At 61.6% G+C, this 24,089-nt stretch carries 17 protein-coding genes; 8 read left to right on the forward strand and 9 right to left on the reverse strand.

Annotated elements, in window-relative coordinates; translation table 11 throughout:
- Both AB7M32_RS17995 and AB7M32_RS18000 read left to right on the forward strand, forming a co-directional pair.
- On the forward strand, positions 1-1,281 hold the full coding sequence (locus tag AB7M32_RS17995) for a hybrid sensor histidine kinase/response regulator (RefSeq protein WP_454250795.1): 1,281 nt from the start codon (positions 1-3) through the stop codon (positions 1,279-1,281).
- Positions 1,274-1,651 carry a response regulator gene (locus tag AB7M32_RS18000; RefSeq protein WP_060742522.1) on the forward strand — a complete coding sequence of 126 codons (378 nt, stop codon included), beginning with the start codon at positions 1,274-1,276 and terminating at the stop codon, positions 1,649-1,651. Before AB7M32_RS17995 ends, AB7M32_RS18000 begins: the two co-directional genes overlap by 8 nt.
- Positions 1,652-1,853: 202 nt before the next feature.
- On the opposite strand, the gene AB7M32_RS18005 is transcribed toward AB7M32_RS18000, so the two are convergent.
- From AB7M32_RS18005 to AB7M32_RS18035, 7 genes are all read right to left on the reverse strand, one after another.
- Positions 1,854-3,524 carry a response regulator gene (locus AB7M32_RS18005; RefSeq protein WP_454250796.1) on the reverse strand — a complete coding sequence of 557 codons (1,671 nt, stop codon included), beginning with the start codon at positions 3,522-3,524 and terminating at the stop codon, positions 1,854-1,856.
- Positions 3,521-5,023: an ATPase domain-containing protein gene (locus AB7M32_RS18010; protein ID WP_454250797.1), complete on the reverse strand. Its 1,503-nt coding sequence runs from the start codon at positions 5,021-5,023 to the stop codon at positions 3,521-3,523. The genes AB7M32_RS18005 and AB7M32_RS18010 overlap by 4 nt, the downstream gene beginning before the upstream one ends.
- A gap of 231 nt (positions 5,024-5,254) precedes the next feature.
- Positions 5,255-6,313, reverse strand: coding sequence for a tetratricopeptide repeat protein (locus AB7M32_RS18015; RefSeq protein WP_454250798.1), 1,059 nt, complete (start codon positions 6,311-6,313; stop codon positions 5,255-5,257).
- A 299-nt stretch (positions 6,314-6,612) separates the two neighbouring features.
- Complete coding sequence (locus tag AB7M32_RS18020; protein WP_072405493.1) at positions 6,613-8,034, reverse strand: efflux transporter outer membrane subunit; 1,422 nt, start codon at positions 8,032-8,034, stop codon at positions 6,613-6,615.
- Positions 8,031-11,210, reverse strand: a complete 3,180-nt coding sequence (locus tag AB7M32_RS18025) for an efflux RND transporter permease subunit (protein ID WP_072405494.1) — start codon at positions 11,208-11,210, stop codon at positions 8,031-8,033. The genes AB7M32_RS18020 and AB7M32_RS18025 overlap by 4 nt, the downstream gene beginning before the upstream one ends.
- 15 nt (positions 11,211-11,225) lie before the next feature.
- Positions 11,226-12,479: a multidrug efflux RND transporter periplasmic adaptor subunit MexE gene (gene mexE, locus AB7M32_RS18030; protein ID WP_454250799.1), complete on the reverse strand. Its 1,254-nt coding sequence runs from the start codon at positions 12,477-12,479 to the stop codon at positions 11,226-11,228.
- A 145-nt stretch (positions 12,480-12,624) separates the two neighbouring features.
- Entirely contained in the window at positions 12,625-13,389 is a 765-nt protein-coding gene (locus AB7M32_RS18035; protein ID WP_454252161.1) for a substrate-binding periplasmic protein, read from the reverse strand.
- Positions 13,390-13,756: 367 nt separating this feature from the next.
- Between AB7M32_RS18035 and AB7M32_RS18040 the strand changes: the two genes are divergently transcribed.
- From AB7M32_RS18040 to AB7M32_RS18055, 4 genes are all read left to right on the forward strand, one after another.
- Positions 13,757-14,182: a VOC family protein gene (locus AB7M32_RS18040; protein WP_060742514.1), complete on the forward strand. Its 426-nt coding sequence runs from the start codon at positions 13,757-13,759 to the stop codon at positions 14,180-14,182.
- A 128-nt stretch (positions 14,183-14,310) separates the two neighbouring features.
- Positions 14,311-14,931 (forward strand): TetR/AcrR family transcriptional regulator, encoded by a 621-nt coding sequence (locus AB7M32_RS18045; RefSeq protein ID WP_072405498.1) that lies wholly within the window; start codon positions 14,311-14,313, stop codon positions 14,929-14,931.
- 203 nt (positions 14,932-15,134) lie between these two features.
- Complete coding sequence (locus tag AB7M32_RS18050) at positions 15,135-15,914, forward strand: thioesterase family protein (protein WP_454250800.1); 780 nt, start codon at positions 15,135-15,137, stop codon at positions 15,912-15,914.
- Positions 15,915-15,961: 47 nt separating this feature from the next.
- Positions 15,962-17,233, forward strand: coding sequence for an OmpP1/FadL family transporter (locus AB7M32_RS18055; RefSeq protein WP_454250801.1), 1,272 nt, complete (start codon positions 15,962-15,964; stop codon positions 17,231-17,233).
- Between the two features lie 57 nt (positions 17,234-17,290).
- Here AB7M32_RS18055 and AB7M32_RS18060 read toward each other — a convergent pair whose 3' ends face one another.
- Together AB7M32_RS18060 and AB7M32_RS18065 are read right to left on the reverse strand one after the other, a co-directional pair.
- Positions 17,291-18,076: an SDR family NAD(P)-dependent oxidoreductase gene (locus AB7M32_RS18060; RefSeq protein ID WP_454250802.1), complete on the reverse strand. Its 786-nt coding sequence runs from the start codon at positions 18,074-18,076 to the stop codon at positions 17,291-17,293.
- Positions 18,077-18,209: 133 nt separating this feature from the next.
- Positions 18,210-19,673, reverse strand: coding sequence for an efflux transporter outer membrane subunit (locus tag AB7M32_RS18065; RefSeq protein WP_454250803.1), 1,464 nt, complete (start codon positions 19,671-19,673; stop codon positions 18,210-18,212).
- Between the two features lie 218 nt (positions 19,674-19,891).
- Here AB7M32_RS18065 and AB7M32_RS18070 point away from each other — a divergent pair, with 218 nt between their 5' ends.
- Together AB7M32_RS18070 and AB7M32_RS18075 are read left to right on the forward strand one after the other, a co-directional pair.
- Positions 19,892-21,001 carry an efflux RND transporter periplasmic adaptor subunit gene (locus tag AB7M32_RS18070; protein ID WP_454250804.1) on the forward strand — a complete coding sequence of 370 codons (1,110 nt, stop codon included), beginning with the start codon at positions 19,892-19,894 and terminating at the stop codon, positions 20,999-21,001.
- The gene (locus tag AB7M32_RS18075) at positions 20,998-24,078 is read left to right on the forward strand and encodes an efflux RND transporter permease subunit (protein ID WP_454250805.1); all 3,081 of its coding nucleotides are present in this window, start codon (positions 20,998-21,000) and stop codon (positions 24,076-24,078) included. Before AB7M32_RS18070 ends, AB7M32_RS18075 begins: the two co-directional genes overlap by 4 nt.
- The last annotated feature ends 11 nt before the right edge of the window (positions 24,079-24,089 follow it).

A 24,089-nucleotide genomic window follows, 5' to 3' on the forward strand; every position in this document is an offset into this window, starting at 1 on the left:
ATGCCAAGAGATATTCAAGCCAAACTGCTGATCGTCGACGATCTGCCTGAGAATCTGTTGGCCCTGGAAGCGCTGATCAGGGGGCCCGACCGCGAGGTCTTCAAGGCCCTGTCGGCGGACGAAGCACTGTCCCTGCTGCTGCAACACGACTTTGCCCTGGCCATCATCGATGTGCAGATGCCCGAGATGAACGGTTTCGGGCTGGCCGAGCTGATGCGCGGTACCGAGAAGACCCGCAGCATCCCGATCATTTTCGTCAGCGCCGCCGGTCGCGAGCGCAACTATGCCTTCACCGGTTATGAAAACGGCGCGGTGGACTTCCTGCACAAGCCGCTGGACACCCAGGCCGTCAAGAGCAAGGTCAATGTGTTCGTCGAGCTGTATCGCCAGCGAAAGGCCATGAAGGAGCAAGTCGTGGCCCTCGAGCAGAGCCGACGGGAGCAGGAGGTCCTGCTGCAGCAACTGGAGGCCACCCGCGGCGAGCTGGAGCAGGCGGTGCGCATGCGTGACGACTTCATGTCCATTGTCGCCCACGAGGTGCGCACCCCCCTCAATGGCCTGATTCTCGAGACCCAACTGCGCAAGATGCACCTGGCCCGGGACAATGCCGCGGCCTTCAGCCTGGACAAGGTGCGGGCGATGGTCGAGCGCGACGAGCGCCAGATCAAGAGCCTGATCCGCCTGATCGAGGACATGCTGGATGTGTCACGGATTCGTACCGGCAAGCTGTCGATCCGTCCGACCCGCTTCAACTTGACGGCACTGGTGGAAAACCTGCTGCGCAACTTCCAGCCGCAGATTGCCATCGCCGAGTGCTCATTGACCTGCATGGCCGAGCCGGCGGTGGAGGGGCTGTGGGATGAGTTTCGCATCGAACAAGTGGTGTCGAACCTGTTGACCAATGCGCTGCGCTACGGTGGCAAGGGCCCGATCGAAGTGCGCGTCTACAAGACGCCCGAGCATGCCTGCATCGAGGTCCGGGACCACGGCATTGGCATCAGCGAGGAGAACCAGAAGCGTATCTTCCAGCAGTTCGAGCGCGTATCGTCCAAGGCGGCCGCTTCAGGCCTGGGGTTGGGGCTGTTCATTTCCGAGCAGATTGTCACGGCCCATGGCGGGACGATCACGGTCGACAGTCGTCTCAATGAAGGGGCGTTGTTTCGTGTGTGCCTGCCCTTGCAGAAAACTGTCTTGGACAAAACCGCCGAACAGACGCAACCTCTGAGAGACCCTAAGGTCGTATCAGCAGCTATTGATCGAACAAAGGCTTCTCATGAGTGAAGATGCGCAAGATGTTGTATTGATCGTCGAGGATGACCCGTCGATCCTGATGGTGCTGTCGGCCTACCTGTCGGGCGAGGGATACCGGGTGTTGCAGGCCGAAAACGGTGACCAGGCGTTCGAGATCCTGGCGAGCAAGCCGCATCTGGACATGATGATTACCGACTTCCGCCTGCCGGGCGGTATTTCCGGCGTGCAGATCGCCGAGCCTGCGGTCAAGTTGCGACCCGAACTGAAGGTCATCTTCATCAGTGGCTACGCGCAGGAAGTGCGCGACACCGATAGCCCCATTACCCGCAAGGCCCCGATCCTGGATAAACCGTTCGACCTGGATGAGCTACAGCGCATCATGCAGTCGATGTTGTCGTAGGCAGGGAGAGGGGGCATGTCCCGGCAGATGAGGGGGCGTGCTCCCACAGGGGGGCACGGTAGGAGCTGTCGAGCGGAGCGAGGCTGCGATCTTTCCCCAGCCGCTTGAGTCTCCAGCGAAGGATCAAAAGATCGCAGGCTTCGACAGCTCCTACACAACCCAGCGGGAACAAGCTCCCTCGCCCCAATGCCTGCCCATTGCCTCAGACCTTGATCATCTCCCGTACCTTGGCCGTCAACAAATCAAAGGTGAACGGTTTGGTGATCATCTGCATCCCCGGGTCAAGGAAGCCGCCGCGTACCGCCGCATGCTCGGCGTAGCCGGTGATGAACAGCACCCGCAGGTCCGGACGCACCTGCCGGCCGATTTCCGCCAGCTGCCGACCATTCATGCCGGGCAGGCCTACGTCGCTGATCAGCAGGTCGATGCGTTGGCCTGATTGGAGGATCGGGACGGCGCCATTGGCGTCGGCCGCTTCCACAAAGGCATAACCCAGTTCGCTCAACACCGCGCTCACCAGCACCCGCACCGCCGGATCGTCCTCGACGATCAGCACGGTTTCGCCGTCCCGCGCATGCGGCGCGTGCTGCGTGATGACCTGGGGCTCGTGGACTTCTTCACCGCGAAAGCGAGGCAGGTACAGGTTCACGGTGGTGCCTTTGTCGACTTCGCTGTCGATGGTCACGTGGCCACGCGATTGCTTGCTGAAGCCATAGATCATCGACAGGCCCAGCCCGGTGCCCTGGCCGATCGGCTTGGTGGTGAAAAACGGGTCGAACGCGCGGCCGATCACCGCCTCGGGCATGCCACAACCGGTGTCCTGCACGCTCAGCACCACATAGTCGCCGGGCTCCAGATTGCTGTAGGCATCGGTGAAGTCGGCGTCCAGGTGTCGGTTGCAGGTCTGCACCACCAGGTTTCCGCCGTTGGGCATGGCATCCCGGGCGTTGAGCACCAGGTTGAGCAGGGCGCTTTCCAGTTGGTTGGGATCGGCCTCGGCGACCCAGAGCTGTTCGTCCAAGCGCATGTCCAGGCGAATGCTTTCGTTGAGGCTGCGTTGCAACAACTCGCCCATGGACAGCACCAGCGTATTCATCTGGACCGCCTTGGAGTCCAGCGATTGCCGTCGGGAAAACGCCAGCAGGCGATGGGTCAGGCCGGCGGCGCGGTTGGCCGAGGTCACGCCCAGGTCGATCAGGCTGTCCAGGTCCTCGGTACGGCCCCGGGCCAGGCGCCGACGCAGCAGTTCGAGGCTGCCGATGATCCCGGTGAGCATGTTGTTGAAGTCGTGGGCGATACCGCCGGTCAACTGGCCGACCGCTTCCATTTTTTGCGACTGGCGCAAGGCCTCTTCGTTATGGCGCAACTGGGCGGTACGTTCTTCTACCTGCTGTTCGAGGGTTTCAAGGGTGGTCTGCAGGCGCAGTTCGCTATTGCTGAGGTCGATCAGGCGGTCGCGGGCTTCGTACTGCCTTCGACGACCCCGCAGGGCGGTGGTCACCAGGCTGATCAGGGTCACGGGATGGAAAGGGCGTTCGAGGAAGGTCACGTTGCCCAATTGCGTACCGATACGGGCCGCCGGGTTCTGTTCCGGCCCGCCGTGATGGGTCAGCAAGACAATGGGCAAATCGGACCAGGCCGGTTGCTGTTCGATTTGCTGGAACAGCGTTTCCAGGTCTGGCCCTACCAAGGCCTCCGAAGAAATCACCAGCAGGCCGGCACCGCTTTCCAACTCTTCGCACAAATGGCCCAGGTGGTGGCAGATGAGGCCGGCAAAACCGGCTTCATTGAGGATCATCAAGGCGATCTGGCTGTCCCGTCCCAGCGGCGCGAGGATCAGCGCCCGCTCGGACAGGGGCTCGGCCAGCGTCACCGGTGTTCATCCTTGAGCAGCGGGTTGCTCTCGCCCATGTAGGTGGGGACCCCGCGCAAGACACCTTGGAACGCCTCCAGTGGCTCGCCGATGGTCATGCCCTGGCGGCCGATGCGGTATTCGCGGATGGTCGACTCGTGGCTGCCGGTGCGTTTCTTGATGATGGAGATCGCCCGGCGAACCTTGCCCAGTGCTTCGAAATAACGCAACAGAATCACCGTGTCGGCCAGATAAGTAATGTCCACGGGCGCCTGCATGTCGCCGACCAGGCCGTGCTGGGCGACGGTCATGAAGGTCGCCGCGCCCTTGCGGTTGAGATAGAGCAGCAATTCATGCATGTGCAGCACCAGGGCGTTCTCTTCCGGCATGGCCGCCTGATAGCCGTTGATACTGTCGATGACCACGGTCTTGATGTTGCCTTCATCGACGCAACGGCGCACGCGATGGGAGAACTCGCCGGGGGACAACTCGGCGGCGTCGACCTGTTCGATCAGCAGGTTGCCGGTCTCTAGCAGGGCTTGCAGATCGATGCCGATGTTTTTCATGCGCTCGAACAGCAAGCCCAGCTCTTCGTCGAAGATGAACAGCGCGGCCTTCTCGCCGCGACGCACGGCGGCTGCGGCGAAAATCAGCGCGATCAGCGACTTGCCGGTACCTGCCGGGCCCAGGATCAAGGTACTGGAACCCGTCTCGATACCGCCGCCCAGCAGCGCATCCATTTCGCCGATGCCGCTGGAGAGTTGCTGGCGCAGGTACTGCCCGCGGTGTTCGGCGGCCACCAGGCGCGGGAAGACGTGCACGCCGTCGCCCATGATGGTGAAGTCATGGTAACCGCCGCGGTATTTCTGCCCGCGATACTTGACCACCCGGATCCGCCGCCGTTCGGCGCCGTAGCTGGGGGTCAGTTCTTCCAGGCGAATCACCCCGTGGGCGACGCTGTGCACGGTCTTGTCCAGGGATTCGGTGGTCAGGTCGTCGAGCAACAGGACCGTGGCGTCGTAGCGCACGAAATAATGCTTGATCGCCAGGATCTGGCGACGATAGCGCAGGGAGCTTTGCGCCAGCAGACGGATCTCCGAAAGGCTGTCGAGCACGACCCGGGTCGGCTTGACCCGTTCGACCACTTCGAAAATCTGCCGCGTCGCTTCGCCCAGTTCCAGGTCCGAGGAGTACAGCAGGCTCTGCTGGTGCTCGGCATTGAGCAGGCTTTCGGGCGGGGTCAGCTCGAAAATATGAATATTGTCATCCAGCGTCCACCCGTGGGAGGTCGCGCCCTGACGCAATTCACGCTCGGTTTCCGATAGCGTGATGTACAACGAGCGCTCGCCAGCCTTGGCGCCGGCTAACAGAAAATGCAACGCGACCGTAGTCTTACCAGTCCCGGGTTCTCCCTCAAGCAGGAACACATGACCGCGGGATAAACCACCGGAAAGGACATCATCCAGTCCTTCGATGCCGGTGGCGGCTTTTGCACTGATCAACTCGTTAGATGTAGACAAAAATAGCCCTCTCATGACTAGGGAAGTGGGCAGCAGGCGGGGTAACGCCTGAAATCGACTGCCTGAATACTTGACCTTTGGCGGTGATGGCGGTTCCGCTTACATCTACAAAACGCGGTGTACTGCACAACTTTTGTAGGAGCTGTCGAGCGAAGCGAGGCTGCGATCTTTCTCCAGGCAATTGGGTCGCAGTTGAACAATCAACAAAAAGATCGCAGCCTTCGGCAGCTCCTACAGACCTTGTTGCAGCGCCGGGTCATCGGGGTTCAACTGTTCCAGTTGCGCCAACAGGATTTGAACGTTCTGCAACTGACCGGTTTCCTTCCAATAGTTGATCAGCAACACCCGTGCCTTGCGGTCGGCGGGGTAGCGCTGGACGATTTCCTGCAGCTGTTTCTGCGCCGCTTCCACCTCCTGTTCGGCATGCAAGGTGGTCGCCAGGTCATAGCGGTAATGCCGGTTCTCGGGTTCCAGTTCCACGGCTTTTGCCAGACCGAGCACCGCATACTCGCTCTGGCCGTGTTGCAGCAGCCACATGCCCAGCGCATGTTGCAGATAAGCCGACGTTGGCTGGGTTTGCAACTGTCGGGCGAGCAATTGCCGTGCGGCTTCGCTCTGGCCTTGTTTGTCGAGCACTTCGATCTGCATGACCAGCGCCGGGAGATTGTCCGGCTGCAGACGCAAGGCCTGCTCAAGGGCCGATTGGGCTTTCTTCAATTCGGCGTTGTGCAGGTGCAGCCGGGCGAGCTGGTAGTGGGCGTCCGCGGTTTTCGGACCATCCTCGAGCACCTGCTCCCAGGTATCGATGGCGATCTGCATCGCGCCGAAATACAAACCGAGGTCATCTGGCGAGAGGCCCAGCAGCGCATTCACGGCAGCGAACCGGACATTCGGGTCGTCATCATCCAGGAGTGGGCCGAGCAACAGGCTGCGCTGGCCCGTCGGAACCAGCCCGACGACGCTGCCGATGGCGGCCCGACGCACGTCCGGTGATTCGCTGTGCAGGTCCGCGTCGGCCAGTTTCAAGGCTTGCGGGCTGGGGTAGTTGGGCAGTTCGGCGTGCAGCCACACACGGCGCTTGGGCGAGAGGTCCGGACGCCCCAGCTGTTGGTAAAGCATGCGCGCCGCCCCCGGCTGTCCGTTGCGGGCGCTTTCCAGGGCTTCACTGTAACCACGCTTGATCGCTTCGGGGATTTGCGGCGTGGTACTGCGTAGCCACACCGCGACAAGACCGATCAACAACAGGACACAGAGGCTGAGGAGTAGATAGCGGCGGCGAGGCGAGGGCATGCAGGGAATCCATTACCAGAAGCGTGAAATGTCGCAAGCTTCGGTCAGGTGGCGGCTTGAGTCAAACCTTGTCACAGCGGTAGCGGACCTGTGGGAGCGAGCTTGCTCGCGATGGCGGTTGCGCATCCGACATCACCGCAACTGACCCACCGCTATCGCGAGCAAGCTCGCTCCCACAATGGGCTCTTTCACGGTGGGGTGTGGGCGATAGGCAAAAAAAGCCCCGCGTCCAAATGAGCGCGGGGCAAAAAATTGGTTGGTTGCGGCCAACCAAAGGAGCTCGGTTGAGCAGGGCGGGGTCAGTTGCTGGCGACGGTTTCCGGTTTCCAGCCGCCACCCAGGGCCTTGTAGATCGCGACGATGCCACGGTACAGGTCCACTTCGGCCTGGGCCTGGGTGTCTTCGGCCGCCAGGCGTTCACGCTGGGCGTCGAGCAACACGAGGAAATCCACGGTGCCTTCGCGGTAGCGAATCTCGGCCAGGTCGGCGGCGGCGCGGCTCGATTCACTTTGGCGGATCAGCGAAATCAGCCGTTGCTGGCGCTTGCCGTAGTCACTGAAGGCGTTTTCCGATTCTTCCAGGGCCAGCAGCACTTGCTGTTCGTAAGTCGCCAGGGCGCCGTCCGCCTCGGCGTCGGCACCGCGCAAGCGTGCCCGCACGCTGCCCAGGTCGAAAGCGGCCCAGGTAATGCTCGGGCCCAGCGCCCAGGCGTTGGCGGCCGAGGAGCCGATCTGCGAACCGCGCCCAGCCGTGAAGCCGAGGAAACCGCTCAGGCTGACCCGTGGGAACAGGTCGGCCTTGGCCACGCCGATGCGTGCCGTTGCGGCGGCCAGTTGGCGCTCGGCACTGAGAATGTCCGGACGTCGTTGCAGCAGTTCACCCGGATCGCCGATGGGCAGGGCCTTGGCGATGGCCGGCAACTGTTTCGGGCTCAGGTCCACGCTGAGTTTGTCCGGGCGCTCGCCCAGCAACGTGGCGATGCGGTTGCGCTGGCGCACCTGTTCGGCCTGCAGTTGCGGCACGCTGGCTTCTACAGACGCCAGGCGGGCATCGGCACGCACCACATCGAGCTGATCGCCGACACCGGCATCGCGCAGGCTTTCGGTGATCTTGCGCGAATCCTGCTGGTTCTTCAGGTTCGCCAACGCGATCTTTTCCCGCAGCTGAGCGCCGCGCAATTGACCGTAGGCGTCCACCAGTTCGGCGATCATCGTCACCTGCAACTGATAGAGGTCGGCTTCGACCGCCTGCTGATCGGCATCGGTGGCTTCCAGGTTGCGCCGGATGCGTCCGAACAGGTCCAGCTCCCAGGCCATGTCCAGGCCCAGGTCGTAACGCTCGGTGTTGACCCGGTCGGTGGTCTGCCCGGGAATCTGGCCTTTGCCTAAGTCACTGCTGGCGCGGCTGGTGATAGTGGGCATGACGTCATTGCTGGCGTCATCGCGAATTGCCCGGGCGGCCCGCAGACGGGCGAAGGCCACGCGCAACTCGCGGTTGCCTTCCAGGGAGCGAGTCACCAACGCGTTGAGCGTCGGATCTTCGAATTGCTGCCACCAGACGCCTTCGAAGCGGGCCCGGTCGAAATTCTTCTGGCCGGCGGCACCGTCGGTGGCGGTGGTGATGGTCGCCGCCTCCGTTTGTGGTGCCTTGTAGTCCGGACCCACGGCGCAGGCGCTCAACGCCAAGGCCAGCAAGCTCGGAACGAACGCTTTCAAACTCATTGTTGCGCCTCCAGTTTCAAAGCCCGGGCCGCCTTGCGGGCCTCGCTGCGCTCGACGAAGTTGCGGATCAGTACATAGAACACAGGGGTGAGCAGCAGGCCGAAGAAGGTCACGCCGAGCATCCCGGAGAACACCGCCACACCCATGGCATGACGCATTTCGGCACCGGCGCCGCTGGAGAACACCAGGGGCACCACGCCCATGATGAAGGCGAAGGAGGTCATCAGGATCGGCCGCAGACGCAGGCGGCACGCTTCGAGGACCGCCGCCAGCGGGTTCATGCCTTCGAGCTGTTTATCCTTGGCGAACTCGACGATCAGAATCGCGTTCTTGCACGCAAGTCCCACCAGCACGATCAAGCCGATCTGGGTAAAGATGTTGTTGTCGCCGCCGGAGAGAATTACCCCGGTAATCGCCGACAGCAGGGTCATCGGTACGATCAGGATCACCGCCAATGGCAGGCTCCAGCTTTCGTACTGTGCCGCGAGCACCAGGAACGCCAGCAGTACGCAGAGCGGGAACACGAACAGCGCGGTATTGCCCGAGAGGATCTGTTGGTAGGTCAGGTCGGTCCACTCGTACGTCATGCCGTTGGGCAGTTCGTCCTTGAGCAGTTTCTCGATGGCCTTTTCAGCCTGGCCGGAGCTGTACCCCGGCGCGGCGGCGCCGTTGATTTCAGCCGTGATGAAGCCGTTGTAGTGCATCACGCGATCTGGCCCCGAGGTGTCGCTGACCTTGATGAAGGTCGCCAGCGGGATCATCTCGCCACGGTTGTTGCGCACCTTGAGCTGGCCGATCTGGTCCGACTCGAGACGGAACTGCTGCTCGGCCTGGACGTTGACCTGATAGGTGCGACCGAAGCGGTTGAAGTCGTTGGCATACAGCGACCCCAGGTAGATCTGCAGGGTGTCGAAGATGTCGCTGACGGCCACGCCATGGGTCTTGGCTTTTTCACGGTCGATGGCGGCATCGACCTGGGGCACGTTCACGGTATAGCTGGTGAACAACCCGGCCAGTTCCGGCACGCTGCGGCTCTTGGTGATGATGTTCATGGTTTCTTTGTACAGCTCGTCGTAGCCCAGGTTGCCCCGGTCCTCGATTTGCAGGCGGAAACCACCGATCGTGCCCAGGCCCTGTACCGGCGGCGGCGGGAAGATCGCCATGTAGGCTTCCTGGATCTCCGAGTACTTGCCGTTCAAGGCACCGGCGATGGCGCCGGCCGACATGCTCGGGTCCTTGCGTTCGTCGAAGGGCTTGAGGGTCACGAATACGATGCCGGCGTTCGGGCTGTTGGTGAAACCATTGATCGACAGGCCGGGGAAGGCTACGGCGCTTTCAACGCCTGGTTGCTTGAGGGCCAGGTCGGACATGCGTTTGATCACGTCTTCGGTGCGATCCAGGCTCGCGGCGTCCGGCAGTTGGGCGAAGGCCACCAGGTATTGCTTGTCCTGGCCAGGCACGAAGCCGGTCGGAGTGGTGGAGAAGCCGAAGAACGTCAGCACCATCAGGCCGGCGTAGAGCACCAGAGCGATGCCGCTGCTGCGGATCACCCGAGCGACGGTACCCACGTAGCCATGGCTGGCCCGCTCGAAGAAACGGTTGAACGGACGGAACAGCCAGCCACCGAATACCTTGTCCAGGAACTTGGAGAAACGGTCCTTGGGCGCGTCATGGCCCTTGAGCAGCACCGCGGCCAAGGCCGGCGACAGGGTCAGGGAGTTGATCGCCGAGATGACCGTGGAGATGGCAATGGTCAGGGCAAACTGTTTATAGAACTGACCGGTCAAGCCGCTGATGAACGCCGCCGGAACGAAGACCGCGCACAGCACCAGGGCGGTGGCGATGATCGGGCCGGTCACTTCGCCCATGGCGCGCTTGGTCGCCTCCACGGGGGTGAGTCCAAGCTCGATGTTTCGCTCGACGTTCTCCACCACCACGATGGCGTCGTCCACCACGATACCGATGGCCAGAACTAGGCCGAACAGCGACAGGGCGTTCAACGAGAAGCCGAACAGGTGCATCACCGCGAACGTACCGATCAGCGAAACCGGCACCGCCACCAGGGGAATGATCGAGGCACGCCAGGTCTGCAGGAACAGGATCACCACCAGCACCACGAGAATCAGGGCTTCAAACAGGGTGTGGACCACCGCTTCGATGGAGCCCCGCACGAAGATCGTCGGGTCATAGACGATGCTGTAGTCCATCCCGGCGGGGAAGCCCTTCTTCAGCTCTTCCATCTTCTCGCGAACGTCGTTGGAGATCTGGATCGCGTTGGAACCCGGGCGCTGGAAGATCGGGATCGCCACGGCCGGCTGATTGTCCAGCAGCGAACGCAGGGCATATTGGCTGGAACCCAGCTCGACCCGGGCGATGTCCTTCAAGCGCGTGATCTCGCCGTCGGCGCCGGAGCGAATGATGATGTTCTCGAACTCTTCCTCGTTCACCAGGCGGCCCTGGGTGTTGATCGACAGCTGGAACGCCTGGGCATTCGGCGCTGGCGGCGCACCCAGGGCGCCGGCCGCCACCTGGCGGTTCTGTTCACGGATCGCGGTGACCACGTCAGTGGCGGTCAGGTTGCGCGAAGCGGTCTTGTTCGGATCCAGCCAGACCCGCAGGGAGTAGTCACCCATGCCGAACAACTGCACATCACCTACGCCGCCCAAGCGCGCCAGCTCATCCTTGATATTGAGCAGGGCGTAGTTGGACAGGTAGAGCATGTCGTAGCGTTGGTCTGGCGAGGTCAAGTGCACGACCATGGTCAGGTCGGGCGAGGCCTTGTCCACCGTGATACCGATCCGGGTCACTTCTTCCGGCAGCTTGGGCTCGGTCCGGGTGACGCGGTTCTGCACCTGCACCTGGGCGTTGTCCAGGTCGGTGCCCAGGGCGAAGGTGATGGTCAAGGTGATCTTGCCGTCAGCGGTGGACTGCGAGGACATGTACAGCATGTTCTCGACGCCGGTGATGGCTTGTTCCAGGGGCGCGGCTACGGTTTCGCCGATGACCTTGGGGTTGGCGCCAGGGAAGTTGGCGCGTACGACCACGGTTGGCGGCACGACTTCCGGGTATTCGCTGATCGGTAGTTGGAACAGCGAGATGGCGCCGGCGATCAGGATCAGCAGCGAAAGCACTGCTGCGAAGATCGGCCGCGAAATGAAGAACTGGGAAAATTTCATTTTGGATTCAGTCCCTTAACCGCGTGGGGTCGCAGCGGCCAGTTTGCCTGCCGAGCCTGACGCTGCCTTGGATGGCGCGACTTGGGGCAGGTTGCTGGCTTCGAGCGCTTTACGTTGTGCTGCCAGGGCGGCAATGGTTTCTTCACTGGCCATCGGCACGGTTTCAGGCGTGACCGGCGAGCCAGGGCGAGCCCGTTGCAGCCCCTTGACGATGATGGTGTCATCCTTGCTCAAGCCGTTGCGCACGATGCGCAGGCCTTCGATCTTCGGCCCCAGCTCGACAGCGCGGTAGGCCGGCTTGTTCTCGGCGTCCATCACCAGCACGAATTTCTTGCCCAGGTCGGTGCCCACGGCTTCGTCGTTGATCAGCACGGCAGAGTAGGTCCCGCTGCCCACCAGCTTCAGGCGAGCGTACAGGCCTGGGGTGTAGGCGCCGTCCTTGTTGTCGAACACGGCGCGACCGCGAATGGTGCCGGTCTGCGGGTTGACCTGGTTGTCGACGAAGTTCATCTGCCCCAGGTGCGGGTTGCCGTCTTCGTTGGACAGGCCCATGTAGACCGGCGTGGCTTGGCCGCGCTGGCCCTGGCGGGCGAGTTGGGTGTACTTGAGGAAGACACGCTCGTCGGCGTCGAAGTAGGCGTAGACCTTGTCGGTGGATACCACGCTGGTCAGCGGCGTGACGTCGGCGGTCACCAGGTTGCCGGCAGTAATCTGCGCGCGGCTGACACGCCCGCTGATGGGCGAGGTGACGCGGGTGAAGCTCAGGTTCAGCTTGGCCAGGTCCAATTGCGCCTGGATAGCCGCGACGGCGGCACGGGCTTCCTGGGCGGCGGTGGTGCGCGAGTCCGCCAGCTCGGCGGAAATGGCGTTGCTCAAGCGCAGGCGTTCGCCACGCTGGGCTTCGTTCTCGCTGCGGGTAGCGGTGGCGCGGGCTTGGGCCAGTTGGGCTTCGAGACGACGCACTTCAGCCTGGAAGGGGCGTGGGTCGATCTGGAACAGCAGGTCGCCTTTCTTGACCAATGCGCCTTCGGTGAAGGCCACTTCGTCGATCTGTCCGGAAACCCGCGGGCGGATCTCGACGGTTTCTGGTGCCTCGAGGCGGCCGGTGAACTCATCCCATTCGTTGACAGGTTGCTCCAACACCTTGGCCACACTGACTTTGGCCGGCGGCATGGACGCTGCCGTGTCGGGAGTCTTGCCGCAGGCGCTCATCACCAGCACCGCCAGCAGCGCGAGGGGAAAACGCAGTTTTGAAAGTGAATGTTCCATGGATAGCATCCGCCAATGTATTGAGAATGGGCGGATGATGCGTGGCGCAAGGCACAGGAACGAATCGAATGAAGCAAAGGTAACTATCATTCAGAATGATATAAGCCATCAATGAGGGCTCTAGTCCGGCTCCCCCCGCCACAGCCTATCGCGGCAAATAAACGTCATGGACACGCTTGACGGTCCCATCCGCGCGGAGCGCTTCAACCGCGTCGCGCAAATGCTCGACCATTTCTGGCGAGCATTGTTTGGAGCAGGCCAGGTAAAGGTCGGCGTTGCTGCCAACCGAACTCATGAGCAGCTTGCGCTTGGACACCTTCGGCCAGATGTAACGACTCTCCGGCACGCCGTTGAACCAGGCATCGATACGGCCCATCAATAGCATCTGAGCGGGATTGTCGCCGATGGCCAACGGATAGATCTGCTCATCGCTGAACCCTTCGCTGCGCAGGATATCTTCCTGTGCACTGCCCAGGCCGACGCCGATCTTGCGGTAGGTTTCTTTCGCTTGGGCGAAGCTGCTCACCCGCCGCTCGAGGCTGAAAAAGGCGCGCTCCATGGGCATGATCGAGGCGATCCAGGTGAAGCGATCCTCACGAGTGGGGATTCGTGACAGGGGGGTGATCAAGTGATCATGTTCTTCACTGACATGCTTTTGCGCCCGGGCCCAGGGAAGCACATGGATCTTTACGGTGTACCCGGCCCTGGTCATCGCGGCTACAGCGACATCGCCCACGATTCCGTGGCCCCTGGGGTCGTTGACGAACGTCAGCGGCGGTGCGTCGAGAATGTGCAGTTCAATGACCGGAGACTCAGCGCTCGCCTCATGGGAAGCCAGCAGCGGCAGTAACAGACAAAGCCGGTAAAGTGCTTTGGTTGATGCGTTCAAAACGCGTGTAGTCAGGCTCATGGACGATACTTCAGGCATTGAAAGTGGTGCGCCAATCCCGGCGTACGAGGCGCCGGAAACAACGTCTACAGGCCAGCTTCTTATATAAGGCAGCGCATGATGCAGCGATCCAGCAGGATTCGCCACAACCGCTCCATCCCATCACGTCAGTGCCGCCGCCTTGGCCCGACTGTGCTTCTGAAGGTATAGATCATTTGCTCGGCGCAAGCCGTCAATTTGGATGTGTACCTGCACGGCGGACTGCGCTGCGAGGTCCTGCCGCGAAAAAACCGTCCTCTCCCAGCATCGCTTGGACACGGTCTGTAGGGTTTTCTTACCGCAAGCGCGGCGCTACGATGGCCCAACCTCACACGTAAGAGGACTCTCAATGAGCCTTTCTCCGTTCCATCTGGCGATTCCGGTCTACGATCTTGCTGCCGCCCGTACTTTTTATGGTGAAGTGTTTGGCCTGGAAGAAGGCCGTTCCAGCAGCCAGTGGGTCGATTTCAATTTCTACGGTCACCAACTGGTGATTCATGAGCAACCCAAGACCGCTTCCCAGGAAAGCGCCCAGAGCAATCCGGTGGACGGGCACGATGTGCCCGTCCCGCACTTTGGTGTTGTTTTGGCTTGGGAGGCGTGGGAGGCACTGGCTGAACGATTGAGATCTTTCGGCACGGAGTTTGTGATTGAACCCTACGTCCGCTTCAAAGGGCAGGTTGGCGAGCAAGCCACGATGTTCCTGTTCGATCCGTGTGGCAATGCCCTTGAATTCAAGGCCTTCAAGGATATGAGCCAGCTTTTTGCCAAATGACACGGATAAATCGGGAGTTCTTGTGGCGAGGGAGCAGGGCGTGCGTAACTGACGGACGGCTGTTTTGTGACGATGTTCATAAGTGGTCACAAGTTGTCATCCCTCGCAGGGATGCGTAAGCTGCTTCCATGAATCAGCCAACTTCACCTTCGCCCAGCACTCGCGGCCCAGCCGACCATGACATTCGCGACCAGATTGTCGCGGCGGCCAACGAGCATTTCAGCCAATACGGCTACGCCAAGACCACCGTGTCTGACCTGGCCAAGGCCATCGGCTTTTCCAAGGCCTACATCTACAAGTTTTTCGATTCCAAGCAGGCGATTGGCGAAGCCATTTGCTCCAGCTGTCTTGCGAAGATCGTTGCGGCCGTGGAGGAGGCCATCAGCGAGGAAGGGCTCTCTTCGACCGAGCGCTTTCGCCGCCTGGTCAAGACCCTGATTACCACGGGGATCGACCTGTTCTTCAATGATCGCAAGCTCTACGATATTGCCGCATTCTCCGCGTCGGAACGCTGGCCCAGCTCCCAGGTGTATGACGCACGGATCAAGCAATTCGTGGTGCAGGTCGTACGGGAAGGGCGCGAAAGCGGTGAGTTCGAACGCAAGACGCCCCTGGATGAAACCGTTGAGGCGATACACCTGACCCTTCGGCCTTTCGTCAATCCTCTATTGCTGCAGTACAGCCTCGATCATGTCGAGGTGGCGCCGACGCTCACCGCCAACCTCATCCTGCGTAGCTTGATGCCCTGAGGGACGGCTGCGACGAGTAGCCGTCCCGATTCAAAAACGACTTCCCTTGCATTCGGGTTGTACCTGACTGAGTAGTCTCTTTTTACCTGTTGTGTGACTATTGACATAAATGGTCACATGAATAAGTATGGCATCGACTTTCAGTGATCCCTTTAGCGATGCTTCTTGCGGGTTCACGTTCAGGCCGGTCCGGGGACGTCCAAATGACCAGTTTTGCTCAAGTGCTGGCCCAGTTCGATCCAAGCGTGCCGTTCGTTGCTCCCGCCAATTGGCAGCAGGGTCGCACGATCTTCGGTGGTCTTTCGGCGGCGTTGTCGTTGGAGGCGGTTCTGCGCGAACGCCCACAGGGCTTTCCTCCGTTCAAGTCGGCGCAGGTGTCATTCATAGGTCCGGTCACGCAAGCCCAGACATTCGATACAAGCGTGTTGCGCGAAGGGCGATCCGTGACTTCGGTGTCTGTCGATTGCAAGTCGGGCGATGAGCTGGCTCTGCGCACGACCTTGCTGTTCGCTCAACCACGAGCCAGCAGGATTACCCATGAGGCATGGGGATGCCCTTTGGTGAAGGATGCGTCGCGGTACGCCACGCTGGCGCTGGACAACACCGTTGCACCTGCTTGCGCCTTCAACTTCGAAATGCGCCCTGCGGGTGGATCACTGCCGGTGTCCGGGGCTAAAACTCCCGAGTTACTGATGTGGGTTCGTCACCTGGATGCCCAGGGGGTGGACCCGGCGGTGGCTTTGATCGCCCTCGCTGACAGTCTGCCGCCCGCCGCGATGACCTGCTTCACAGAGCCGGCAGCCATCAGCTCGGCTTCCTGGACAATCGATCTGCCGCAGCCCGCCGTGAGCGGCGAATGGTTCCTCATCAGCTCGTTCAGTCAGCAAGCCTTGGAAGGCTACTCGCTACAGGATATGGAGATCTGGGACGAAAGCGGTCGGCGGGTGCTTTGGGCGCGTCAGACCGTGGCGATTTTTACCTAGTAGAAAAACAAACCGTTCCCCCAGCAGTTGTTCCTAGAGTCCTAATAATGAAAAGAATCTTGCTCAAGACCCCCATGAGTCTCGCCGTTGCGTTTGCAACATCCCAAGTGTTTGCCAGCGGCTTTGCGCTGAACGAACAAAGCATCAGTGGGATGGGCTCGGGTTTTGCCGGGCGGTCCTCTTCCGCTGAAGATGCCAGTACTGTCTTCGGCAACCCGGCGGGCATGTCTCGCCTGAAGAAAGAGCAGGTCAGCCTGGGCGCTGCGACACTGCTTACCCAAAGCGATATCAGTCAGACCCGCAGCACTTTCGGTGGCCGAGAGGATGGTGACATGGTACCGACCACCACGGTGCCGATGGGTTACTACGTCAAGCCGGTGGATGAGCATTGGGCTGTCGGCGTTGGTTTTTATGTGCCGTTTGGTTTGATCACCGATTATGGCAGCGACTTTGCCGGGCGTTATTACGGCAACAAAAGCGAAGTGACGACGCTGACCTTCCAGCCTACCGTCAGCTATGCCTTCAACGACAAGGTATCGATCGGGTTTGGTCCGACCATCAACCGGATCAGTGGTGAGATCTCCGGGATGGTGCCCAATCCCCTCAGCCCCGGCAGTAACGACGGCAAGCTCAAGAGCAATGGCGACGATACGGCGCTCGGCTTCAACGCCGGCATCCTGGTGCAGGCGACGGACCGGACTCGCCTGGGGCTGACTTACCACTCCAAGGTCAGTTACCACCTGGACGCCAAGTCCAAGCTCACCGGCGGTATTTTCAGCGTGTTGGGGGTAAGCGGCCGCAGCTATGACGCGTCGCTGGATGTGGATACTCCGGAGTCCGTGGACATCTCAGTCACGCATCAGCTCAATGACGACTGGACGATGTACTTGGGAAGTACCTGGACGCGCTGGAGCCGCTTCAAAGAATTGACCATCGAGAACTCCGGCCTGCCTGCGCTGCTGAGCGGCGCGTTGAGCACCGTCAGCGAAGAACAGAATTGGCATGACACCTGGGCCCATGCCATCGGTGCCGCGTATAAGCTCAACGATCAATGGGTCCTGCGCGCGGGCTTGTCGGTCGACCAGTCGCCCGCCAACAACACCAATCGTGGGCCTCGGATACCAACCGGCGACCGCACGGTGCTCAGCTTCGGTGCCGGCTGGACGCCAGTGGAAGAGGTGACGCTCGACGTGGCTTACTCCTACTTGCAGGAAGAAAGCGTGCGCATCAATGAAACCTCGTCGACCCGTGGCGCATACAGTTCCAAATACCGGAACAGTGCCAGCGGTTTTGGTACTTCAGTCAGCTATCGTTTCTAACGCAATAGGGCGTGTGCCGGGAGCCATTGCGGCTCCCGGTCCTTCGCCGCAGCGCATTCATGCCCCCATGACATTCGCCATGAGACGCTGGTGAAATCGGCGTGGCGTGGCCCAGGTCAATACTGTGAGCGCCTTGTTGCCGAAGCCGGGTACCACACTCATGCGCCCGGCTTGCAGGGCGCGGATGCCTGCGCGAACCACTGGCTCGGGTTGCATCATCACCATTTTCAGCGCTGGCGTGAGGGTCTGGTTGGCACTCTGTGCAAACCCGGTATCCGACATGCCTGGGCACAGTGCGGTCACGACGACACCGTCGCCCTTGAGTTCCTGATGCAGTGCCTCGGAGAAGCGCAGCACGTAGGCCTTGGCCGCTGAATAGACCGCGAAATTTTTCACGCCTTGATAGGAAAGCAAGCTGGCGACCTGCAAAATGTGGCCGCGGCGGCGGATGCGCATGTCCTGGGCAAAGAGGCGAGTCATGGTGGTCAGGCTGGCGATGTCCAGATTGATCATTGCCAGGGATTGGTCAATGGCGTGGCCCAGGAACGGGCCCTGCAATCCATGGCCGGCGTTGTTGATGAGCACATCAACCGCAATACCTTGTTGAACCAGCCGCTTGTGCAGCGCGATGACTGCCGGAATCGAAGACAGGTCGACTTGTTCGTTGATCACCTCGATGCCAAAACGCTCACGCAGTTCTTTTGACAGCGCTTCTAGTTTCTCCAGCCTGCGGGCTACCAGAACGAGGGAGTTTCCCTGCGCTGCGTATTGCCGGGCGAACTCCTCGCCAAAGCCGCTTGAAGCGCCCGTGATGAGCACCCAGGAATTCTCATTGGTTTTCATGTGGCTGGACTCCGGTGGAAGATTGAAAAAGCTGTGTTTGCCTGATCGCGAGCAAGCTCGCTCCCACAGGAAATGAGCGTTAACCCTGTGGGAGCGAGCTTGCTCGCGATGACAGCCTGGTGTTCATGACAGATCATCGGCTCGCGATGGGCTGGGGTGGCTGCGGCGCTTGCCAGCCGCCACCGAGCGCCCTGAATGCCGCGACCGCCGCCCGTGCCGATTCCGTCCGTGCTTGTGCCCGGGCATCGGATGCCTGGAGCAGCGTTTCGTCGGCGTTGAGGACATCGATCAGGCTGGCCGTGCCTTTCTGATAGGCAATAAAGGATGATCGACGGGCCTCGCTCAATGATGCTTCGCCTGCGCTGAGCGTCGTGGCCTGCGCTTCTCGGTTGACCAAGGCGGAGAAGGCATTCTCGACATCCTCGGTGGCGCGCAGCGCGGACTGGCGGTAAGCGGCCAGCGCCTCGGCCTCCTGTCCCTTGGCCTGGTCGATCTGGGCGTTGATCCGGCCAAAATCGAACAGCCTCCAGCGCAGTCCCAGTGCCCCCGACGCCTGGCTGGCGCCGCCGGAGAAAAGGTGCCCGGCAGAGGCCGTAGTGGCGCTGCCGAGCAACGCGCTGAGGGAAAATTTTGGATAGTACTCGGCGACGGCTTCACCGATGCGGGCATTGGAGGCGGCGAGACGGCGCTCGGCGACAATGAGGTCCGGCCGGCGGCGCAGCAAATCAGCCGGCGTACCCATCTCGCTGATTTGTGGGGGCAGGGGGATGCTACCCGTCTCGGTCAGCTGCGGGCGGTGGGTACCTGGCGGCGTGCCGAGCATGACATCCAGTGCATTCATGGCGGCATCCAGCCCGGTTTGCAGGACCGGTACCGTTGCCTGGACCTGGGCAAGCGCGCCCTCGGTCTGGCGGACCTGATAGCTGGCGGCGAGCCCTTTGCTGTAGAGCAACTGGACTTTTTCCAGCAGGTCCTGCTGAGTCTTGACCTGGTGGTTCGCAATATCCAGCCGCGCTTGCAAGCCGCGCAGGGTGATGTAGATGTCAGCGGTCTGCGCGGCGACGGTCAACCGCGTGGCTGCGGCCCCGGCCTCGGAGGCCTGGTACTCGGCCAATGCAGCTTCGCGTCCGCGTCGCAGGCCACCAAACACATCCAGCTCCCAGCTCGCGCCCAGGTCCATTGAATAGCTATTTCCATATCGATCATAACCGGGGGTTGAATCGAGCACTTGGCCCAGCGGCGTCTCGACGGATTGATAGGCCCGTGCGGCCTGGCCGCTGATATTTCCCGACGGCAGCAAGGCGGCGTTGGCGGCGCCAAGACCTGCCCGTGCCTGGGCAACGCGCGCTGTCGCCTGGGCAAGGTCGAGGTTCTGCTCCAGCGCCTTGGTGATGAAATCGGTCAGCACCGGGTCGCCAAAACCCTCCCACCAGACTGTGAGACTGGTCCGCGTTGTGCCGGTCCTTTGTTCGACAGAAGACTGGCCCAGAAAACGATCCGAAAGCGCAGCATCGGGGCGCCGATAGTCCGGACCGACCGCGCAGCCGGTTATCAAGCTGGCGCTTACTAAAAAAGCAAGGGGGCGCAGGGGGGGCATTGACGTTTCCTTGGGATCGACATTTGTGACCATATTATATGATGGTCACACCCTGTCAATTAGTGCTGGAAGTGGCCTTCGGAATTGAAAGCGCAGTATTTACTGGGTATCTGTAAAAAATCAGCTTGCATAAACTATCGGGTGATATGTGACCATTGACAGTATTGGTCACGAGCGCAAGAATGAGTTCCCAATCCTCCGTTCAGTAAAGGGAACCTATGCTCCGGCTCCGACCTGTCACCCTTGCCGCTTGCTTGTTGCCTCTTGTCCTCACGGCGTGTGGCGACTCATCCACTGCCACCGATCCGCGCACGCTTGCTCCTCTGGTGAGGGTTGCGCAAGTGCAGGGTTCCTCCGTCGGCGCTCGCTCTTTCACCGGCGTGGTGGCGGCCCGCGTTCAGAGCGACCTGGGCTTCCGTGTATCAGGCAAGGTCCTGGAGCGCTTGGTGGACGCCGGTCAGACCGTCAAGAAGGGCCAGCCGCTGATGCGCCTGGACCCCATCGACCTGGGCTTGCAGGCGCGAGCCCAGCAAGAGGCTGTCACGGCCGCCCGCGCCCGGGCCAAGCAGACCGCTGACGATGAAGCTCGCTATCGCGAGCTGGTGGCCGCCGGGGCGATTTCGGCGTCGGGCTATGACCAGATCAAAGCCGCCGCCGATACCGCGAAGGCGCAGCTCAGTGCCGCCGAGGCGCAAGCCGACGTGGCCCGCAACGCGTCCGGCTATGCGGTGCTCCTCGCCGACGCCGATGGTGTGGTGATGGAAACGCTCGCCGAGCCGGGGCAGGTCGTCAGTCCGGGGCAACCGGTGGTCCGACTGGCTCGAGCCGGGCAGCGCGAAGCCGTTGTGCAACTGCCCGAGACCTTGCGGCCGGCCGTCGGGTCCAGCGCCCAGGCGACACTGTATGGCAACACCAGCGGGGCGGTCGCCGCCAGGCTCAGGCTGCTTTCCGATTCGGCTGACCGGGTGACCCGTACCTTTGAAGCGCGCTATGTCCTGGAGGGCGCCCTGGCTAATGCACCGCTGGGCTCGACCGTCACACTGCGTATCGCCGAGGGCGTGGCCCAGGGGCAGGTGCTGCAAGTGCCGATTGCGGCGCTGTACGACCCCGGCAACGGCACTGGCGTGTGGGTCATCGACGGCGAGCCGGCAAAAGTGACTTGGCGTCCCGTCCAGGTCTTGGGCTTGAGCGACGACGCGGCGCGCGTTGCAGGCCGTCTCAACGTCGGTGAGCGCATTGTCGGCCTGGGCGCACATCTGCTGCGTGAAGGCGAGCCCGTCCGGCTGCTTGCACAGGGCGATGCGAACGTCGCGGAGAGCCGCCAATGAGCTTCAATCTTTCGGCGCTCGCCGTGCGCGAGCGCGCCATCACGGTATTTCTGATTTTCCTGATCGCTGTCGCCGGGACCCTCGCGTTCTTCAAGCTTGGCCGCGCGGAGGATCCGCCGTTCACGGTCAAGCAACTGACCGTCATTACTGCATGGCCGGGGGCGACGGCGCAGGAGATGCAGGACCAGGTCGCCGAGCCGCTGGAAAAACGCCTGCAAGAACTGAAATGGTACGACCGCTCGGAAACCTACACTCGTCCCGGTCTGGCTTTCACCATGGTTTCGCTGCTGGACCGCACGCCACCCTCGCAGGTGCAGGAGGAGTTCTACCAGGCGCGCAAGAAGCTCGACGACGAAGCCACCAAGCTGCCAGCGGGGGTGATCGGGCCACTGGTCAACGACGAGTACTCGGATGTGACGTTCGCGCTTTTCGCCCTCAAGGCCAAGGGCGAGCCGCAGCGCCTGCTGGTGCGTGATGCCGAGGTTCTGCGCCAGCGCCTGTTGCATGTGGCGGGAGTGAAGAAGGTCAACATCATCGGCGAACAGGCCGAGCGCATTTTCATTTCCTTCTCCCATGACCGACTGGCGACCTTGGGTGTTTCTCCCCAGGACATCTTCGCCGCACTGAACAGCCAGAACGTACTGACGCCCGCTGGCTCCATCGAAACCAAGGGGCCGCAGGTTTTCCTGCGGGTGGAGGGCGCCTTCGATACCTTGGAGAAAATCCGCGACACGCCGTTGGCCATCCAGGGGCGTACGTTGAAGCTCTCGGACGTAGCGACGGTTGAGCGTGGCTATGAAGACCCGGCCACCTTCCTGGTGCGTAACAACGGCGAAGAGGCGTTGTTGCTGGGCGTGATCATGCGCGAGGGCTGGAACGGCCTCGACCTGGGCAAGGCGCTCGACGCCGAGACAAGCAAGATCAATGAAGGCATGCCGCTGGGCATGACGCTGACCAAGGTGACCGATCAGGCGGTGAACATCAGCTCGGCGGTCGACGAATTCATGGTCAAGTTCTTCGTGGCCTTGCTGGTGGTGATGGTCGTCTGCTTCATCAGTATGGGCTGGCACGTCGGGATCGTGGTCGCGGCGGCAGTACCCTTGACCCTGGCCATCGTGTTTGTGGTGATGGCGGCCACCGGCAAGAACTTCGACCGGATCACTCTGGGCTCGCTGATTCTGGCCCTCGGGCTGCTGGTGGACGACGCCATCATCGCGATCGAAATGATGGTGGTGAAAATGGAGGAGGGCTACGACCGGATCAAGGCCTCCGCGTACGCCTGGAGCCACACGGCCGCCCCGATGCTGTCCGGTACGCTGGTGACGGCGATCGGCTTCATGCCCAACGGCTTCGCCCAGTCCACCGCTGGCGAATACACCAGCAACATGTTCTGGATCGTCGGCATTGCCCTGATCGCCTCCTGGGTGGTCGCGGTAGCGTTCACCCCCTACCTGGGGGTGAAGATGTTGCCGGACATCAAGAAGGTCGAAGGCGGGCAGGCGGCCATCTATGACACCCCACGCTACAACCGCTTCCGGCGAATCCTGACGCGGGTGATCGCCCGCAAATGGCTGGTGGCCGGCACCGTCATCACACTGTTTGTGGTCGCCATCCTGGGCATGGGCCAGGTCAAGAAGCAGTTCTTCCCGACCTCGGACCGTCCCGAGGTCATGATCGAAGTACAAATGCCCTATGGCACCTCCATCGAGCAGACCAGCGCCGCCACCGCCAAGGTTGAGGCGTGGCTGCAGAAACAGGCGCAAGCCAAAATCGTCACGGCTTATATCGGGCAGGGCGCACCGCGCTTTTTCCTGGCGATCGCGCCGGAACTGCCGGATCCATCTTTCGCCAAGATCGTGGTGCTGACAGACAACCAGGAAGCACGGGAAGCCCTCAAGTTCCGCCTGCGCGAAGCGGTTGCTGAAGGACTGGCCCCGGAGGCACGGGTCAGGGCGACGCAAATTGTCTTTGGTCCGTACTCACCCTTTCCTGTGGCCTACCGGGTGATGGGACCTGACCCGTCGAAACTGCGGGAGATCGCAAGCCGCGTCCAAGACATCATGCAAGCCAACCCGATGATGAGGACCGTCAACACCGACTGGGGCCCACTGACGCCGACGTTGCATTTCAATCTGGATCAGGATCGCTTGCAGGCGGTTGGACTGACGTCCAGTGCCGTCGCCGAGCAACTGCAATTCCTGCTGGCCGGGGTGCCGATCACGGCGGTTCGCGAGGACATTCGTTCGGTGCAGGTGATGGGACGCGCCGCCGGGGATATCCGCCTCGATCCGGCCCGGATCGAGGGTTTTACCCTGGTGGGCGCGGCGGGGCAGCGTATTCCGTTGTCCCAGGTTGGCGAAGTGGACGTGCGCATGGAGGATCCGATCCTGCGCCGCCGTGACCGGACCCCGACCATTATCGTGCGCGGCGACATTGCCGAAGGCCTGCAACCGCCGGATGTGTCGAGTGCGATCATCAAGCAACTGCAGCCGATCATCGACACGCTGCCCGGCGGCTACCGGATCGAGCAGGCAGGGGCTATCGAGGAGTCCGGCAAAGCCGGCCAGGCCATCGTGCCGCTGGTGCCGATCATGATTGCCCTGACGCTGCTGATCATCATCGTCCAGGTGCGCTCGATCTCGGCCATGATCATGGTGTTCTTCACTGCGCCGCTGGGGTTGATCGGCGTGGTGCCGACGCTGCTGATTTTCCACCAGCCATTTGGCATCAACGCCCTGGTGGGGCTGATTGCGCTGTCGGGCATCCTGATGCGCAACACGCTGATCCTGATCGGGCAGATCCATCAGAACGCAAAGGAGGGGCTGGACCCGTTCCACGCGGTCATCGAAGCCACGGTGCAGCGGGCTCGTCCGGTGCTGCTGACGGCGCTGGCGGCGATCCTGGCATTCATCCCGCTGACCCATTCCGTTTTCTGGGGAACGCTGGCCTACACCCTGATTGGCGGCACTTTCGTCGGCACCATCATAACGCTGGTGTTCCTGCCGGCGATGTATGCCATCTGGTTCAAGATCCGTCCGGTCAATACCGTTCAAACTGAAACAGCAACCCTGGCATAAGCGATTAATCG

Source organism: Pseudomonas sp. R151218B TE3479 (assembly GCF_053629195.1).